The following is a 17,554-nucleotide window of genomic DNA, read 5'->3' on the forward strand; positions in this document are numbered from 1 at the left end:
CTCAGGCGATCTCCACCGCATCGCCGTTCAAGCGCGCCTGCCAGGTCCGCAGGCGCTGTTCCGGGTACTGCACGCACACGCCGTCCTCCAGCCGGAAGTATTGCTTGTAGAGCGGCGAGGCCACCACGAGTTCGCCGCCGACGTGGCCGACGAGGCCGCGGCCGATGACGTTGGCGCCGGATCGGGGGTCGCGGTTTTCCAGGGCGTAGACGCCGCCGCCCGCGGGCTGCAGCACGTAGAACAGGGCGATCTGGGCGCCATCCACCAGCGCCACCACGCCGGAGTTGGGCACCAGGTCCTGGCGGCGGCACACCGGTAGCCAGTCTTGGGGTTCGCGGATCAGGGCGTCCATCAGGCAATCTCCTCGGCGATGGGGATGATGCGCGCGGGAGCGGGCCGGGGCTGGCCGCGTTCCTGCACGAACTGGATGTCGGGATCGGCGCCGCGATCGTTGACGAAGGTGCGGAAGCGCTTGAGCTTTTCCGGGTCGTTCAGCGCGTTGGCCCATTCGCATTCATAGCGGTCCACCACCAGCTGCATCTGCGCTTCCAGCTCGGCGCACAAGCCCAGGCTGTCCTCCAGCACCACCTGCTTCAGGTAGTCCAGACCGCCCTCCAGCGATTCGCGCCAGACCGAGGTCCGCTGCAGCTTGTCGGCGGTGCGGATGTAGAACATCAGCAGGCGGTCTATGGTGCGGATGAGGGCGGCGTCGTCCAGGTCGGTGGCGAACAGTTCCGCGTGGCGCGGGCGCATGCCGCCGTTGCCGCAGACGTAGAGGTTCCAGCCGTTCTCGGTGGCGATGACGCCAATGTCCTTGCTTTGCGCCTCGGCGCATTCGCGGGTGCAGCCGGATACGGCGAATTTCAATTTGTGGGGCGAGCGCAGGCCCTTGTAGCGGTGCTCGATGTCCAGCGCCATCTTGACGCTATCCTGCACGCCGTAGCGGCACCAGGTGCTGCCCACGCAGGACTTCACCGTGCGGGTGGACTTGCCGTAGGCGTGGCCGGTCTCGAAGCCGGCGGCGATCAGTTCCGCCCAGATCTCCGGCAGTTCATGTAGTTGCGCGCCGAACAGGTCGATGCGCTGGCCTCCCGTGATCTTGGTGTACAGCTGGTACTTCTTGGCCACGGCGCCGATCGCGATCAGGCCGTCGGGCGTGATCTCGCCGGCGGGGATGCGCGGCACCACCGAGTAGGTGCCGTTCTTCTGCATGTTCGCCATGAAGGTGTCGTTGGTGTCTTGCAGCGGCACCAGCTGCGGGTCCTGGATCGGGCGGTTCCAGCACGAGGCCAGGATGGAGCCCACGGCGGGCTTGCAGATGTCGCAACCCTGCTGGCCGCGCCCGTGGCTGGCCAGGAGCTCTTCGAAGGATTCGATGCCGTTGACGCGCACGATGGCGTAGAGCTCCTGGCGGGTGTGCGGGAAGTGCTCGCACAGGCTCTTGTCGACCGCCACGCCGCGGCTGGCCAGTTCGTGTTCGACCACCTGCTTGAGCAGGCTGGCGCAGCCGCCGCAGCCGGAGGCCGCCTTGGTGCAGACCTTGACCGCGGCGAGGTCCGCGCAGCCGCCGTCGATCGCGGCGCATACCGCGCCCTTGCTTACGTTGTGGCAGGAACAGAGGGTGGCGCCGGCCGGCAGCGCGTCCACGCCCAGCAGCGGCGCGCCCTGGCCCTGCGGCAGGATCAGGCTGGCCGGGTCCGCCGGCGGCGCGATGCCGTTCTGCACGTATTGCAGCAGCGTGTCGTAGTAGCTGTTGTCGCCCACCAGCACCGCACCCAGCACGCGCTTGCCGTCGGCCGAGACCACCAGGCGGCGGTAGCCGGCGCCGGCTTCGTCGATATAGCGGTAGCTGCGCGAACCGGGCGTGGCGCCATGGGCGTCGCCGATCGAGCCCACGTCCACGCCCAGCAGCTTGAGCTTGGTCGACATGTCGGCGCCGCTGAACGCCTGCGCGGCGTCGTCGCAAAGCGCTGCCGCCACCGTGCGCGCCATCTGGTAGCCGGGTGCCACCAGCCCGAACACGCTGCCATTCCAAGCCGCGCATTCGCCTATGGCGTAGATGTGTTCGTCGCTGCTGCGGCAGTGGTCGTCGATGGCCACGCCGCCGCGTTCGGCCAGCGTCAGTCCGGCTTTGCGCGCCAGCGTTACTTGCGGCCGGATGCCCGCCGAGAACACGATCAGGTCGGTTTCCAGCGGCGCGCCCTCGGCAAAGCGCATGCGGTAGCGGTACTGCGTGCCAGGCTTGATGTCCTGCGTGGCGCGCGACAGGTGCACGCCCACGCCCAGCGCCTCGATGCGCGCCTTGAGCGCCGCGCCGCCTTGCTCGTCCAGCTGCACCGGCATCAGGCGCGGCGCGAACTCCACCACGTGCGCCTCCAGGTTCAGCGACTTCAGCGCGTGGGCGGCTTCCAGCCCCAGCAGGCCGCCGCCCACCACCACGCCGCGGCGCGCGCCGTGGGCGGCCTCGCGGATCAGATCCAAGTCGTCGAGCGTGCGGTACACCAGGCGCGATGCGCCTTCCGCGCCCACGATCGGCGGCACGAAGGGGTAGGAGCCCGTGGCCAGTATCAATTTGTCGTAGGCGCTGCGGCCGCTGGCGGTCACGATCGCGCGATGGCGGCGGTCTATCTCCAGTACGGGCGCGCCCAGGTGCAGGGTCACGCCTTCCTGTTCATACAGCGCCGCATCGCCCAGCGCCATCGATTCCGCGTCGCGTCCGTTCAGATATTCGGACAGGTGCACGCGGTCGTAGGCGCGGCGGCTTTCCTCGCCGTAGACGTGGATGCGGTAGCGCGCAAGCGCGCCGCGGGCGATGAGTTGCTCGACGCAATGGTGGCCCACCATGCCGTTGCCGATGACAACGAGAGTCTGCAGAGAATCGGATGAGGCCGCTACGTTCATGGGATATCCCCGGGCTTGGGTATTCGGTTTTCAGAAAACGCAAAGGCGCCCTGGACCTTGCGGTCGGGGCGCCATTGCCGTTGCTGCTCGAGTTGTCTCGCCGGCCTTGCGGCCCGCGCATGAACCATCAAGCAAAGTCCGTGCCAGGGATGCCGTAGTGCATCCGCGAGCGGGAGCCGTCCGCGGATTCATAGGGGAAACAGAGTGGGAGCGGGGCGGGCGGCGCGATCTGCCTGCGGACGCCCCACGGCGCCGATGCGTCAAGGCGGTGCATATCCCTGTGCGGATCTGCACCCGTTTGGCGCAGCCGGGCGGACAGGGAAACGCCGCTACGCAAACGCTGTCTGGACAGCGGCAAAGGCGGCGGCGACCAGCGGATCGTCGCGGCGGGATGCCAGGGTGATGAAGGAGAGTTCGGCCTGGATGGCCAAGCCCTTGACCAGCACCAGCCCGCTGGCCTGGGACTCGCGCAGCGCGATGGAGTCGCGCGCCAGCGACAGGCCCACGCCGGAGCGCACCAGGTCCAGCATCGAAGCTTCCTGGTCCACCTCGGCCACGGCGTTGGGCGCAATGCCCAGCGTGTCGAATTTTTCCGACAGCAGCCGGTGATGGACCGAGTCCGGCGGCGTCCAGATCCAGGGCAGGGCGGCGATCGCGGCCCAGTCGCGGCCGGCCACCTGCGCGCCCCAACCCTTGGGAGCCACGACGAAATAGGTGAATGACGCGAGCGGCAGCGCCTGCAGTCCGGCGGGCCCGGGGTCCCGCCCTTGGGGGCCGAGCGCAAAGCCCACGTCCAGTTCGCCCGCGCGCACCTGTTTCGCCACCGATCCGGACATGCCATGGCGCAGGGTGGGGCGGATCTTGGGATAGCGCTCCACCAGGTATTGCAGCGTGGCGCCCAGGCGCAGGAACTCCGGATCAAGAATCGTGCCGATGCGCAGATCGCCCTGGACGGTGTCGCGCAAGGCGCCGATGGCGCGCTGGAAGTCGTCGAGCGCGTCCAGGATGCGTTGCGCCGAGGGCAGCAGGGCGCGGCCGTCGGCGTTGGGCGCCAGGCCCTGCGCCGTGCGCGAGAACAAGCTCAGGTCCAGCGATTCCTGGAAGTTCTTCAGCTGCAGGCTGAGCGCGGGCTGGGTCAGGTGCAGATGCTCGGCCGCGCGCGTCAGGTTGCCCTCGCGGGCCACGGCGGCAAAGGTGCGGATGTGCTTCAGGTCCATGGGGCGGTTCCCGGAGTGAGTGGCGAGCGGCAGGACTGAAAGCCGTCTAAAGGCTAGAGCATTATTTAAGTTGCTTATAAACCGTTTTTCAACAATTCATTGGACAGTTCCGGCCGGCTGCGCGAGAGTCACGCTAGTGCCCGGGGCGCGGAATGCGATCGCAGCCGGGTCGGCTCAACGTCGCCGGCGGGCGCTCCGCCCGGCAAAAAGATAAGAAGAGCTTATGGAGACATACGACTACATCATCGTGGGCGCGGGTTCTGCCGGTTGCGTGCTGGCCAACCGCCTGAGCCGCGACCCCGCTGTGCAGGTGCTGCTGCTGGAGGCCGGCGGCAGCGACAACTACCACTGGATCCATATCCCGGTGGGTTATCTGCATTGCATCGGCAACCCCCGGACGGACTGGATGTACCGCACCGCGGCGGAACCGGGCCTGGGCGGCCGTTCGCTGATCTATCCGCGCGGCCGCGTGCTGGGCGGCAGCTCATCGATCAACGGCATGATCTACATGCGCGGCCAGCGCCAGGACTACGAGGACTGGGCCGAGCTGTCCGGGGATCCGGCCTGGGGCTGGGACCAGGTGCTGCCCGTGTTCAAGCGCAGCGAGGACTACCACCGCGGCGCGGACGAGTTCCACGGCGCCGGCGGCGAATGGCGCGTGGAGTCGCAGCGCCTGCGCTGGGACATCCTGGAAGCCTTTGCCGGCGCGGCCGAGCAGGAGGGCATCCCGCGGGTGCAGGACTTCAATCGGGGCGACAACTTCGGCTGCGGCTACTTCGAAGTGAACCAGCGCGGCGGCTGGCGCTGGAATACCTCCAAGGCGTTCCTGCGCCCGGTGCGCAGGCGTGCGAACCTGCGTGTGATGACAGGCGCGCAGGCCGAGCAGCTGGTGTTCGAAGGCAAACGCTGCGTGGGCGTGCAGTTGCGACAGGGCGGCCAGAGCGTCACCTTGCGCGCGCGCCGCGAGGTGGTGCTGGCGGCGGGGGCCGTGAATACGCCGGTGTTGCTGGAAACCTCCGGCGTGGGGGAACCTGCGCGCCTGCGCGAAAGCGGCATCGCACTGCGCCACGCCCTGCCGGGGGTGGGCGAGAACCTGCAGGATCACCTGCAGCTGCGCGTCATCATCCAGGTGCAGGGCGTGAAGACGCTGAACCGCATCGCCTCCACCTGGTTGGGCAAGGCGGGCATTGGATTGGAATATCTGCTCAAGCGCAGCGGCCCCATGAGCATGGCGCCGTCGCAGCTGGGCGCGTTCGCCAAGTCGGATCCGGGGCAGGCGCGCGCCAACGTGGAATTCCATGTGCAGCCGCTGTCGCTGGGCGCTTTTGGCGAACCCCTGCATGGCTTTGACGCTTTCACCGCCAGCGTGTGCAACTTGCGGCCTACCTCGCGCGGCAGCGTGCACGCGCAGGGGCCGCAAGGGAAGCCCGCCATTAGTCCCAACTATCTGAGCACCGAGGAAGACCTGCGCGTGGCGGCGGACTCGATCCGCCTGGTGCGGCGGATCGCGGCGGCGCCGGCCTTGCAGCGCTACCAGCCGCAGGAATGGCTGCCGGGGCCGGCGTTCCAGACCGATGCCGACCTGCGGGAAGCGGCCGGCAAGATCGGCACCACCATCTTCCATCCAGTGGGCACCTGCGCCATGGGGCGCGACGCGGACGGCGGGGCGGTGGTGGACGCGCGGTTGCGCGTCCACGGACTGGAGGGCTTGCGCATCGCCGATGCTTCGGTGATGCCGCTGATTACCTCCGGCAATACCAACTCGCCGACCATCATGATCGCGGAGCGGGCGGCCGACATGATCCGCGAGGACGCCGCAGGCCGTTGAATCGACGTGCTGCATCCCGGAAAAAAAGCCGCTCATGCGGGCGGCTTTCTTGTGATGGCGTGACCGCGTTCAGCGCAGCGAGCGGTACGTCTCCTGCCGCTGCGGATGGGTCAGCATGACCTGCCAGAGCTGGCCTTCGCGCGAACGGAAGAACCCGGCGCAACACATCAGGTAGTACTTCCACATGCGGTAGAAGCGCTTGCCGTAGCGCGGTTCCAGCTCGGGCCAGGCGTGGTCGAACCTGTCCCACCAGGCCATCAGCGTGCGGTCGTAGTCGGCGCCGAAGTTGTGCCAGTCTTCGATGATGAAGCGGCCTTCCACCGCCGTGGCGATCTCGCGGGCGGACGGCAGCTTGCCGTTGGGGAAGACGTAGCGGTCGATCCAGGGGTCGGTGCTCTGGCTGGTGGAGGCGATGCCGATGGTGTGCAGCAGGAACACGCCTTCCGGGGCCATCAGGCGCTGCACGTTGCTGAAGTAGGTGTCGTAGTTCTTGGGGCCGACGTGCTCGAACATGCCTACCGAGACCACCTTGTCGAAGCTGCCCTGCAGGTCGCGGTAGTCCTGCAGCAGCAGTTGCACGGGCAGGCCCTTGACCCTTTCCTGCGCCAGCGCCAGTTGCTCCTTGGACACGGTGACGCCGGTGACCTTGACGCCATAGCGCTCGGCGGCAAAGCGCGCCAGGCCGCCCCAGCCGCAGCCGATGTCCAGCAGCGTCTCGCCTTCGCGCAGCTGCAATTTGCGGCAGATCATTTCCAGCTTGGCCAGTTGCGCTTCTTCCAGCGTCTGGGCGTTTTCCCAGTAGGCGCAGGAATAGATCATGCGGCTGTCCAGCATGGCCTCGAACACGTCGTTGCCGGCGTCGTAATGCTGTTCGCCGACCTCGAAGGCGCGGTTCTTGGATTGCAGGTTGAACAGCTTGTGGCGCAGGTGCTCGGCGATCAGCTTGACGCGGGCCAGGCCCAACGCCGCCGATCCCATGTCCGCGCGCAGCAGGCGGGTGAACAGTTCGTCGAGCTGGTCGCAGTCCCACTCGCCGTCCATATACGACTCGCCCAGCCCCAGCGACCAGCTGGCGAAGACGCGGTCGTACATATGCTTGTCATGAACCTGGATGTCCCAGGGACGCGTGCCGTTGATGTGCACGTCAGCGCGGGCCAGGACGTCCTGGAGCACTTTGGGAGGTTCGGGGGGAGGGGGACTGACGGATTGATGGCCGGTGGCCAGCGGCGAGGAAGGACTGCTCTGCTGCATACGGACTCCATATCAATTTTGGGATGACTGATCTGGCAATGCTTGAAACTTCCGACTCTGATCCTAACAGGTCCGCAACTCCAATTTAATGATTGGATCGCCTCGATAGGCAATGGCAATCCCGCGATTTCGTGGAGCGGGGTTGGCGATCCGGATGCCAGGATCGTAGCGACGACCGGCCTGATAGTCCAGAACCAGGCGGCCTGGGTGTTGCGCCGCCGCCGCCCGCAGTCCGATAAGATACCGGCCTGGCGCGCCTCCAGCCGCGGCGCGCAACGACTTGTGGAGTGTATCGATGGTGGACGCCAGCCTGGAACCCCGTTTGGATTTCGTCACTTGCGCCAGCCCGGCGGGCCTGCACCGCATGGCCTACTGGGAATGGGGCGACCCGGCCAATGACCAGGTACTGGTATGCGTGCACGGCCTGACCCGCAGCGGGCGCGACTTCGATACGCTGGCGCGGCGGCTGGCGGGGCGCTATCGGGTGGTCTGCCCGGACGTGGTGGGGCGCGGCCGTTCCGATTGGCTGGCCAATCCCGCCTTCTACACCGTGCCGCAATACGTCTCGGACATGGTGACCCTGCTGGCGCGGCTGAAGCCGGCGCGCCTGGCCTGGGTAGGCACGTCGATGGGCGGGCTGATCGGCCTGGCGCTGTCGGGCGCGGCCGTCTTTGCGCGCGCCATGCTGGCCATGCGTCCGCACGCGGGCATGCTGCCACCCGAGCAGGGGTTCCATCTGGACAAGCTGGTGCTCAACGACGTGGGGCCGCGCCTGGAAACCGGCGCCCTGGCGCGCATCGGCCAGTATGTGGGCGAGCCCGGCGAATTCGCGAGCTTCGAAGAGGCCGTGGCCACCATGCGCGCCAACTCCACGACCTTCGGCCCGCATACCGATGCGCAATGGACGGAACTGGCGCGCTATCTGTATCCCCGGCAGGGCGACAAATGGGTCAAGCATTACGACCTGGCCCTGTCCCAGGCCCTGGCCGCGCAGACCCCGGAGGAACTGGCGGCGGGCGAACAGATCCTGTGGCGTTCGTATGATTCCCTGCCGTGCCCCGTGCTGATCGTGCGCGGCGCCGAATCGGATCTGCTGACGCGCGCCACCGTCGAGGAAATGCTCAAGCGCAATCCACGCGCGCAGGCTCACGAGGTGCGCGGCGTGGGCCACGCACCCACCTTGATGTCGGACGAGCAGGTCGATCCGGTCGCGGCGTTCCTGCTATCCTGAGTACGCCAGCAAACCGGGGACGGCACGGCGCTATCCACGCTGCCGGGCCTTCTCTACAATAGCTGGATGAACGCGCGCACACTGAACATCGATCTGCATTGCCATTCCACCGTCTCGGACGGTGCACTCGCGCCGCGCGACGTGGCGCAGCGCGCGCATGCCAACGGCGTGGACGTGTGGGCCTTGACCGACCACGACGAAGTCGGCGGCCTGGCCGAAGCGGCCCGCGCCGCGCGCGACCTGGACATGGACTTCGCCACCGGGGTCGAGATCTCGGTGACCTGGGCGGGCGTCACGGTGCATATCGTGGGCCTGCGCTTCGACCCCGAGAACACTGCCTTGGTCGAAGGCCTGCGCAAGACCCGCTCCGGCCGCGCCGAACGCGCCAAGCGCATCGGCGAACGCCTGGCCGACATGGGCATGCCCGGCGCCTACGAGGGCGCGCTGCCTTTTGCCGGCAACCCCGAACTCATCAGCCGCACGCACTTTGCCCGCTATCTGGTCGAAGCGGGTTATTGCCCCGATGTGCAGACCGTGTTCACCAAGCACCTGGGCGACGACCGGCCCGGCCACGTGCCCATGCAATGGGCCACGCTGGCGGAAGCGGTGGGCTGGATACGCGGGGCGGGCGGTACCGCGGTCATCGCGCATCCGGGCCGCTACAAGTACACGCCGCTGCAATTCGCCGCGCTGTTCGACGAATTCCTGCAACTGGGCGGCCTCGGCATCGAGGTCAACACCGGCAGCCATACCTCGGAAGAGGCCCGCTATTATGCGGACGTGGCGCGCCGCTACGGCTTTCTGGCGTCGCGCGGCTCGGACTTCCATAGTCCCAAGGAAAGCCGGGTGGACCTGGGCCGCTTGCCGGCGCTGCCGCCCGACCTTAAGCCAGTCTGGCACGACTGGTTCTGACGCGGGCGGCGGCCAGGCCGCCTTGCCCTGCATGCTATCGACTGTGACCGCGCCCAAACGGCGCAACCGCCATGAACAAAGCCTTTGTCAAAGAGTCGGACAACGAGGACGACGACGATCTGCCGCAAGCCCAGGCCCTGCCTGCCGGCACCAAGAACTACATGACGCCGGGCGGCTACGAGCGCCTGCGCAGCGAACTCACGCACCTGATGAACGTGGAGCGCCCGTCGGTGGTGCAGGTGGTGTCGTGGGCCGCGTCCAACGGCGACCGTTCCGAGAACGGCGACTACCTGTACGGCAAGAAGCGCCTGCGCGAGATCGACCGCCGCATGCGCTTCCTGACCAAGCGGCTGGACATCGCCGAAGTGGTCGACCCGGCCGCCCAGCCCAACCGCGACCAGGTCTTCTTCGGCGCCACGGTGCTGTATTCGGACAAGGCCGGCGAGGAACACAACGTCACCATCGTGGGCGTCGACGAGGCCGAGCCGCTGGCCGGCAAGATCAGCTGGATCTCGCCGGTGGCGCGCGCGCTGATCAAGGCCAAGGAAGGCGATACCGTGGTGCTGCGCACGCCGGGCGGGATCGAGGAACTGGACATCCTGGACGTCAGTTATCCGGCCTAGCTGCCCGATCTGGCCGGCGCCAGCAACCGAATCCTGACGCATAAAAGAAAACGGGCGCCAGCTTGTGGCCGGCGCCCGTTGGTGGGCGGGATCTGACGTCCCTGCCTCGGTTGGCGGCTTGCGCCGCCGTTCCCCTGGGGCTTGCTGCTTGTTCCTTGCGGCTTACTTCTTGCGGTTGGCGATCGACTTCTCGGCCAGGTTGACCAGGTCTTCGCCGATCTGCTTCTTCCACTTTTCATAGACGGGCTTGGTGACCTTGACGAAGGCCTCGTGGTCCGCCTGCGACAGCGAGGTCACGGTCACGCCGTGGCCGGCGATTTCCTTCAGCAGCGACGGATCTTCCGGCGTCACGCCCTTGCGCGCGATCACGATCTGCTGCTTGCCGGCGTCCAGCGCGGCCTGGCGCACGATGTCGCGGTCCTTCTCGGACCAGGAATTCCAGACCTCGCGGTTGACCACGAAGATCAGCGGATCGGCCACGTAGTTCCACAGCGTCAGGTACTTCTGGCCCACGGTGTAGAGCTTGGAGCCGGTGTAGATCGACAGGGGGTTTTCCTGGCCGTCGACCGCGCCGCTGGCCAGCGCTGGCTGGGCGTCGGCCCAGCTCATCTGCGTGGGGTTGGCGCCCAGCGCGGTGAACGTGTCGATGTACAGCGGCGAACCCACCACGCGCAGCTTCAGGCCCTTCATGTCCTCGGGCTTCTTGATCTCGTGCTTGGAGTTGCTGAGCTGGCGATAGCCGTTTTCGCCCCAAGCCAGCGGCACCACGCCGGCTTTCTCGATGAGCTTGAACATTTCCTTGCCCACGTCGCCTTGCACCAGCGAGTCGATGGCGGCGTAGTCGGGCATCAGGAAGGGCAGGGAGAACAGGTTCAGCTGCTTGACTTGCGGCGACCAGTTGATGGTCGAGCCCACGGCCATGTCGATCACGCCTTGGCGGATGGCGGTGAATTCGCGGGTCTGGTCGCCCTGGACCAGCGAGGTGCCGGGATAGACCTTGATATTGATGCGGCCCTGGGTACGCTCGCGCACCAGGTTGGACCAGATTTCGGCGCCCTGGCCCCAGGGGAAGGTGGTGCCGACGACGATGGAGAGCTTGTACTCGGGCTTGTAGGTTTGCGCGTGCGCGGGCGCCATGCCGACGACGGCCGCCGCGCACAGGGCGGCTCCGATCAGGTTGCGGAATTTCATGTTGCGTCTCCTCTCTTTGCGAGTCTGTCTGTTGTTGTAATGAACACCGGTATCGCCGGCCTTGGGGTCGCCCCGTCCGGCCCTTTCAATAACCCAGCTTGTGCGGCAACCACAGCGCCAGCTGCGGGAACACCAGCACCGCAACCAGCACCAGGAACATCGCGCCCAGCAACCACACCACCCAGCGCACCGTGGACTCCATCGGCACGCGCGCGATGCGGCAGGACACCATCAGGTTCACGGCCAGCGGCGGGGTGAACTGGCCCAGCGCCACCTTCAAGGTCAGGATCACGCCGAACCACACCGGATCCCAGCCATAGGCGTTGGCGATGGGCATGAGCAGCGGCACGAAGATCAGGAAGATGGAGATGCCGTCCAGGAACATGCCCACGGTCATCAGCAGCAGGATCAGCAGCGCCAGCACGCCCCATTCGCCCAGGCCGGAATTGACGATGGCATGGGTGATGGGATCGATCACGCTCAGCGTGGACAGGGCCCAGGCGAAGATGCCGGCCAGCGTCACCACCAGCATGATGACGGCGGACAGTTCGGCGGCTTCGCGCAGGATGGTGTACAGGTCGCGCAGCTTGATGGTGCGGTGGATGAACATGCCTACGAACAGGCCGTAGAACACCGCGACCACGGCGGCTTCGGTGGGCGTGAACCAGCCCATGCGCATGCCGCCCAGGATCAGCACCGGCGCGGCCAGGCCCCATGAGGCTTCGCGCAGGCTGGCCCAGAAGGGCGGGCGGGGCAGGTGGGCTTCCAGCGCGCCCATCTTGTGCTTGCGCGACAGCCAGACCGCCGGAACGATAAGGGCGATGCCGGCCAGGATGCCGGGGATCATGCCGGCGGCGAACAGCGCCGGCACCGAGGCGCCGGGCACCAGCACCGAGTAGATGATGAAGGCCACCGACGGCGGGATCAGGATGTCGGTGGCGGCGCCTGCCGCCACCACCGCGGCCGAGAACGAACCCGGATAACCCGCACGCGACATGGCCGTGATCATCACCGCGCCCACAGCCGCCGCGCAGGCCGGACCCGAGCCGGAAATGCCGCCCAGGAACATGGCCACCGCGATCGACACCAGCGGCAGCATGCCCGGGCCGCGCCCGACGATGGCGATGGCGAAGTCCACCAGCCGCTTGGCCACGCCGGAGCGGTCGAAGATCGAGCCCACCAGCACGAACATGGGAATGGCCAGCAGCGGGTACTTGGCCAGGCCGGCATAGAAGTTCTGCGGCACGGTCAACAGGCCATACCAGGGCGTGTCCAGGTTGGACAGCACGATGGCCACGGTCCCGCCCAGGCCCAGGGCCACGCCGACCGGCACGCCGATCAGCATCAGGACGATGAAGACGGTAAAGAGGATGGCCGCGATCATTGCTGTTCCCGGCTGGGGCTTTTGGCGATGCGGCGCAGGGTGCCGATGGTGCGCAGCGAAATTGCCGCCGCCATCACCGGCAGCCAGATCGAATACCACCAGGTCGGCACGCCGATGGCGGGCGAAGTCTCTTCGTAGATGTATTCGTCGGCCACCAGCTTGACCGACAGCACGGTCAGCAGCAGGAAGAAAGCCAGCACGCAGCCGTTGGAGATCAGCGCCATGATGCGTTGGCGGCGCGGCGAACCGGAGTCCGCCAGGATCTCGATGCGGATATGGTGGTTGCGCACGAAGGCGACGCTGCCGCCGGCCATGGTCAGCACGATCAGCAGGAACACCGAGATCTCTTCCGTCCAGGCGAAGGACTGGTCGGTGAAGTAGCGCACCAGCACGTTCAGGAAGGTGATGATGGCCAGGGTCGCCAGCAGGATCACGGCCAGCCAGTCCTCGATGGCCAGCGGCACTTTGACTGCGGGATCTGATTCGGCGGGAATGATCGGTTCTACAGGCTCGGCGGGGGCTTCGGGGCGGGACATGTGAGGCAACGGCCAGCGCCGGGTAGGCGCTATTCATTTATGGGGTCGCTGCATCCTACCGTCGCGCCGTGGGGCCGGAAGTTCGTGTTTTCCCGTGGTGCGGGATAGCCGCAACATGTTGCGATGCAGCATAAATTTTGTGCCTTGAAGGCCGCCGATATCGGGAAAGTTTTGCAGCAGCGGGCTCTTGGCGCGAATGCTGCTACGCAACATCCCGCTGTGCGGCGGTTGGAATTCTTTTGTAACAATGGCCAAAACGGAGCTGTCCGGCATGGATCGAACAACGGCTCCGGGAAAACCCCCTAAACAGGTAAAATCTCTTTTTGCTCTCCTCTCTTTATACGGCGCCCGCATCGTGTCCCTAGTTCAGCATCTGCCTGGTTCCTCCGTCCTGTCCTCCTTCCGTCGCGATCGCCTCCTGGCGCAATTGAAGGAAGCCGGCTTGCCGGTGGCCGACATATCCGCCCGCTACGAGCACTTCGTCAGCACCGACGCGGCCTTGACGGCCGAGCAGCAGCAACACCTGACCCAACTGCTGGACTACGGCACCCCCGCCACCGGCGACGCGCCGGCCAAGAGCCTGTCCCTGCTGGTGATCCCGCGCCTGGGCACCATTTCGCCCTGGGCCAGCAAGGCCACCGACATCGCCCACAACTGTGGCCTGGCGTCGGTGTACCGCATCGAACGCGGTGTGCGCTACGTGATCACCCCCGAGCGCGGCCTGCTGGGTACCAAGTCCTTCGACGATGCCATGCTGGCGCGCGCGGCCGACTGCCTGCACGACCGCATGACCGAAACCGTGGTGGACGCCAGCTTCGACGGCCAGGCGCTGTTCCAGCCGCTGGCCGGCAAGCCCATGCGCACGGTCGGCGTGCAGGCGCGCGGCGCCGAAGCCTTGGCCGAAGCGAACACCTCGCTGGGCCTGGCGCTGTCGGACGACGAAATCGAATACTTGGCCAAGTCGTTCTCCGACCTGGGCCGCGATCCCACCGACGTGGAATTGATGATGTTCGCGCAGGCCAACAGCGAACACTGCCGCCACAAGATCTTCAACGCCCAATGGGTGATCGACGGCCAGGAACAGCCCAACACGCTGTTCGGCATGATCCGCGCCACCCACAAGGCGCAGCCCGCAGGCACCGTGGTCGCCTATTCGGACAACGCCGCCATCATGGAAGGCGGCCCCGCGCAGCGCTTCCAGGCCGGCGTGCCGGGCGTGACGGGCGAGGGTGTCGAAGGCGCCAAGTACATCCGCCGCGACACCACCGTGCACACGCTGATGAAGGTGGAAACCCACAACCACCCGACCGCGATTGCGCCGTTCCCCGGTGCCTCGACCGGCAACGGCGGCGAGATCCGCGACGAAGGCGCGACTGGCCGCGGCTCCAAGCCCAAGGCCGGCCTGACCGGTTTCACCGTGTCGCACCTGCGTTTCGACGACGCCTTGCAGCCCTGGGAAGCCGACCACCACGGCCTGCCCGAGCGCATCGCCTCGCCGCTGTCCATCATGATCGACGGCCCGATCGGCGGCGCGGCGTTCAACAATGAATTCGGCCGTCCCAACCTGCTGGGCTATTTCCGTTCGTTCGAGCAGACCGCCGGCGGCACGCGCTGGGGCTATCACAAGCCCATCATGATCGCGGGCGGCCTGGGCAGCATCGATGCCGGCCTGACGCACAAGGACGTGATTCCTCCGGGCGCGCTGCTGATCCAGCTGGGCGGCCCGGGCTTCCGCATCGGCATGGGCGGCGGCGCCGCCTCCAGCATCAGCATGGGCAGCAACTCGGCCGAACTGGACTTCGACTCCGTCCAGCGCGGCAACCCTGAAATCGAACGCCGCGCCCAGGAAGTCATCGACCGCTGCTGGCAGCAGGCCGAGAACAACCCCATCATCGCGATCCACGACGTGGGCGCGGGCGGCCTGTCCAACGCCTTCCCGGAACTGGTGAACGACGCCGGCCGCGGCGCCATCTTCGATCTGAAGCGCGTGCCGCTCGAAGAATCGGGCCTGTCGCCCGCCGAAATCTGGAGCAACGAATCCCAGGAACGCTACGTCCTGTCGATCCTGCCCAAGGACCTGGAACGCTTTGACGCCATCGCCCGCCGCGAACGCTGCCCCTACGCGGTGGTGGGCGTGGCCACCGAAGAGCGCCAACTGCGCGTGGTGGACGGCGAGGGCCTGCCGGGCCTGGACACCATCCGTCCGCAGGGCGAAGCCGAAGTGCGTCCGGTCGACGTGCCGATCGACGTCATCCTGGGCAAGCCGCCGCGCATGACCCGCGACGTCACGCGCCTGCCCGGCGTGTCCGCGCCGCTGGACCTGGCCGGCATTGACCTGACCGAAGCTGCCTACCGCGTGCTGCGCCACCCCACGGTGGCCAACAAGTCCTTCCTCATCACCATCGGCGACCGCACCGTGGGCGGGCTGTCCAGCCGCGACCAGATGGTCGGCCCGTGGCAGGTGCCGGTGGCTGACTGCGCCGTGACCCTGGCTGACTACGAAGGCTTCCGTGGCGAAGCCATGTCCATGGGCGAGCGCACCCCGATCGCCATGCTGGACGCGCCGGCTTCCGGCCGCATGGCCGTGGCCGAAGCGCTGACCAACCTGGCCGCCGCCGACGTGGCGCGCCTGGAAGACATCAAGCTGTCGGCCAACTGGATGGCCGCCTGCGGCGTGGCCGGCCAGGACGCTGCGCTGTACGACACCGTGTCCGCCGTCAGCGAACTGTGCCAGGCCACCGGCCTGTCGATTCCGGTGGGCAAGGACTCCCTGTCCATGAAGACGTCCTGGGAACAGGACGGCGAGCAGCGCCAGGTGGTGGCGCCGGTGTCGCTGGTCATCACGGCCTTCGCGCCCGTGGCCGACGTGCGCGCCAGCCTGACCCCGCAGCTGCGCACTGATGCCGGCGACAGCGTGCTGATTCTGATCGACCTGGGCCGCGGCCGCCATCGCATGGGCGGTTCGATCCTGGCGCAGACCTACAACCAGGTCGGCGAAACCGTGCCGGACATCGATGCGCCGCAGGATCTGCGCGCCTTCTTCGTCACCATCCGCACCCTGGCCGAAGCCGGCACCATCCTGGCCTACCACGACCGTTCCGATGGCGGCCTGTTCGCGACCCTGACCGAAATGGCCTTCGCCGGCCGCACCGGTATCTCGGTCAATCTGGACATGCTGACCTTCGATCCGCAATCGGCGGATTGGGGCGACTACAAGATCCGCCCGGAACAGGTGGCGGTGCAGCGCGAGGAACTGACGCTCAAGGCGCTGTTCTCCGAAGAGGCCGGCGCCGTCATCCAGGTGCCCGCCGCCCAGCGCGACGCCGTCATGCAGGTGCTGCGCGGCGCGGGCCTGTCGGCCCACTCGCACGTCATCGGCGGTCTGAACGGCGCCGACGAAGTCGAGTTCTACCGCGACGGCAAGAAGGTCTGGGGCCAGCCGCGCGCCGAACTCGGCCGCGCCTGGAGCGAAGTGTCCTACCGCATCATGTCGCGCCGCGACAACCCGGCCTGCGCCCAGGCCGAGCTCGACGTCTGGAACGACACCACCGATCCGGGCATGAGCCCCAACGTGGACTTCGATCCGCAGGAAGACGTGGCCGCGCCGTTCATCAACACCGGCAAGCGTCCGCGCGTGGCGATCCTGCGCGAGCAGGGCTGCAACAGCCAGGTGGAAATGGGCTGGGCTTTCGACACGGCCGGCTTCGAAGCCATCGACGTGCACATGACCGACCTGCTGTCTGGCCGCGTGGACCTGGCGCAAGTGCAGGGCCTGGTGGCCGTGGGCGGCTTCAGCTACGGCGACGTGCTGGGCGCCGGCGAAGGCTGGGCGCGCACCATCCGCTTCAACAGCAAGCTGTCGGACCAGTTCGCTGCCTACTTCGCGCGTCCCGACACCTTCGCGCTGGGCGTGTGCAACGGCTGCCAGATGATGGCCGCGCTGGCGCCCATGATCCCGGGCGCAGAATTCTGGCCGCGCTTCACGCGCAACCAGTCGGAAAAGTACGAAGCCCGCCTGTCCATGGTCGAAGTGGCCAAGTCGCCGTCGATCTTCTTCGCCGGCATGGAAGGCGCCCGCATCCCGGTCGCCGTGGCCCACGGCGAAGGCTATGCCGACTTCTCGCAGCAGGGCGACGCCAGCCGCGTGCTGGCTGGCGCGCGCTACATCGACAACCGCGGCCAGGCCACCGAAGCCTACCCGTTCAACCCGAACGGCAGCCCCGCCGGCCTGACGTCCGTCACCACCGCCGACGGCCGCTTCACGGTCATGATGCCGCACCCGGAACGCGTGACGCGCAACGTCATGATGTCGTGGGCGCCTGAAAAGTGGGGCAAGGCGGATGCGGGCGGCGCGTTCAGCCCCTGGATGCGCATCTTCCGCAACGCGCGCGTCTGGCTGAAGTAAGGCAGTAGCCGCCGCCGGGACTTGTCTCCCGGCGCGTGCGACACGCCCCGCCATTTGGACCTCTTGGGTCCGAAT

At 67.2% G+C, this 17,554-nt stretch carries 13 protein-coding genes; 5 read left to right on the top strand and 8 right to left on the bottom strand.

Features of this window, described 5'->3' with window-relative positions; all coding sequences use genetic code 11:
• Nucleotide 1 precedes the first annotated feature (1 nt).
• The 3 genes from nirD to AC6LKD_RS05270 form a co-directional block, all read right to left on the bottom strand.
• Complete coding sequence (gene nirD / locus AC6LKD_RS05260) at nucleotides 2-352, bottom strand: nitrite reductase small subunit NirD (protein WP_498115440.1); 351 nt, start codon at nucleotides 350-352, stop codon at nucleotides 2-4.
• On the bottom strand, nucleotides 352-2,901 hold the full coding sequence (gene nirB / locus AC6LKD_RS05265; protein WP_498115442.1) for a nitrite reductase large subunit NirB: 2,550 nt from the start codon (nucleotides 2,899-2,901) through the stop codon (nucleotides 352-354). Before nirB ends, nirD begins: the two co-directional genes overlap by 1 nt.
• A gap of 329 nt (nucleotides 2,902-3,230) precedes the next feature.
• A complete protein-coding gene (locus AC6LKD_RS05270) occupies nucleotides 3,231-4,118 on the bottom strand; it encodes a LysR family transcriptional regulator (protein ID WP_498115444.1) in 888 nt (295 codons plus the stop codon).
• 223 nt (nucleotides 4,119-4,341) lie between these two features.
• On the opposite strand from AC6LKD_RS05270, the gene AC6LKD_RS05275 reads away from it, so the two are divergent.
• Entirely contained in the window at nucleotides 4,342-5,946 is a 1,605-nt protein-coding gene (locus AC6LKD_RS05275) for a GMC family oxidoreductase (RefSeq protein WP_498115446.1), read from the top strand.
• A 69-nt stretch (nucleotides 5,947-6,015) separates the two neighbouring features.
• Here AC6LKD_RS05275 and cfa read toward each other — a convergent pair whose 3' ends face one another.
• Nucleotides 6,016-7,197, bottom strand: a complete 1,182-nt coding sequence (cfa, locus tag AC6LKD_RS05280; RefSeq protein ID WP_498115448.1) for a cyclopropane fatty acyl phospholipid synthase — start codon at nucleotides 7,195-7,197, stop codon at nucleotides 6,016-6,018.
• Between the two features lie 295 nt (nucleotides 7,198-7,492).
• Here cfa and AC6LKD_RS05285 point away from each other — a divergent pair, with 295 nt between their 5' ends.
• The 3 genes from AC6LKD_RS05285 (at nucleotide 7,493) to greB (ending at nucleotide 9,963) form a co-directional block, all read left to right on the top strand.
• The gene (locus AC6LKD_RS05285; RefSeq protein WP_498115450.1) at nucleotides 7,493-8,428 is read left to right on the top strand and encodes an alpha/beta fold hydrolase; all 936 of its coding nucleotides are present in this window, start codon (nucleotides 7,493-7,495) and stop codon (nucleotides 8,426-8,428) included.
• A gap of 66 nt (nucleotides 8,429-8,494) precedes the next feature.
• On the top strand, nucleotides 8,495-9,340 hold the full coding sequence (locus AC6LKD_RS05290) for a 3',5'-nucleoside bisphosphate phosphatase (protein ID WP_013394484.1): 846 nt from the start codon (nucleotides 8,495-8,497) through the stop codon (nucleotides 9,338-9,340).
• Nucleotides 9,341-9,411: 71 nt separating this feature from the next.
• The gene (gene greB, locus AC6LKD_RS05295) at nucleotides 9,412-9,963 is read left to right on the top strand and encodes a transcription elongation factor GreB (protein WP_013394483.1); all 552 of its coding nucleotides are present in this window, start codon (nucleotides 9,412-9,414) and stop codon (nucleotides 9,961-9,963) included.
• 162 nt (nucleotides 9,964-10,125) lie between these two features.
• Here greB and AC6LKD_RS05300 read toward each other — a convergent pair whose 3' ends face one another.
• The 4 genes from AC6LKD_RS05300 to AC6LKD_RS05315 form a co-directional block, all read right to left on the bottom strand.
• Nucleotides 10,126-11,154 (bottom strand): DctP family TRAP transporter solute-binding subunit, encoded by a 1,029-nt coding sequence (locus AC6LKD_RS05300; protein WP_013394482.1) that lies wholly within the window; start codon nucleotides 11,152-11,154, stop codon nucleotides 10,126-10,128.
• 85 nt (nucleotides 11,155-11,239) lie between these two features.
• Nucleotides 11,240-12,538, bottom strand: a complete 1,299-nt coding sequence (locus AC6LKD_RS05305) for a TRAP transporter large permease (RefSeq protein ID WP_013394481.1) — start codon at nucleotides 12,536-12,538, stop codon at nucleotides 11,240-11,242.
• The gene (locus tag AC6LKD_RS05310) at nucleotides 12,535-13,074 is read right to left on the bottom strand and encodes a TRAP transporter small permease (RefSeq protein WP_013394480.1); all 540 of its coding nucleotides are present in this window, start codon (nucleotides 13,072-13,074) and stop codon (nucleotides 12,535-12,537) included. Before AC6LKD_RS05310 ends, AC6LKD_RS05305 begins: the two co-directional genes overlap by 4 nt.
• Nucleotides 13,075-13,107: 33 nt before the next feature.
• Nucleotides 13,108-13,347, bottom strand: coding sequence for a hypothetical protein (locus AC6LKD_RS05315; RefSeq protein ID WP_498115452.1), 240 nt, complete (start codon nucleotides 13,345-13,347; stop codon nucleotides 13,108-13,110).
• A gap of 82 nt (nucleotides 13,348-13,429) precedes the next feature.
• On the opposite strand from AC6LKD_RS05315, the gene purL reads away from it, so the two are divergent.
• Nucleotides 13,430-17,479 carry a phosphoribosylformylglycinamidine synthase gene (gene purL / locus AC6LKD_RS05320; RefSeq protein WP_498115454.1) on the top strand — a complete coding sequence of 1,350 codons (4,050 nt, stop codon included), beginning with the start codon at nucleotides 13,430-13,432 and terminating at the stop codon, nucleotides 17,477-17,479.
• Nucleotides 17,480-17,554 lie beyond the last annotated feature (75 nt).

Source organism: Achromobacter sp. D7-1 (genome assembly GCF_059760445.1).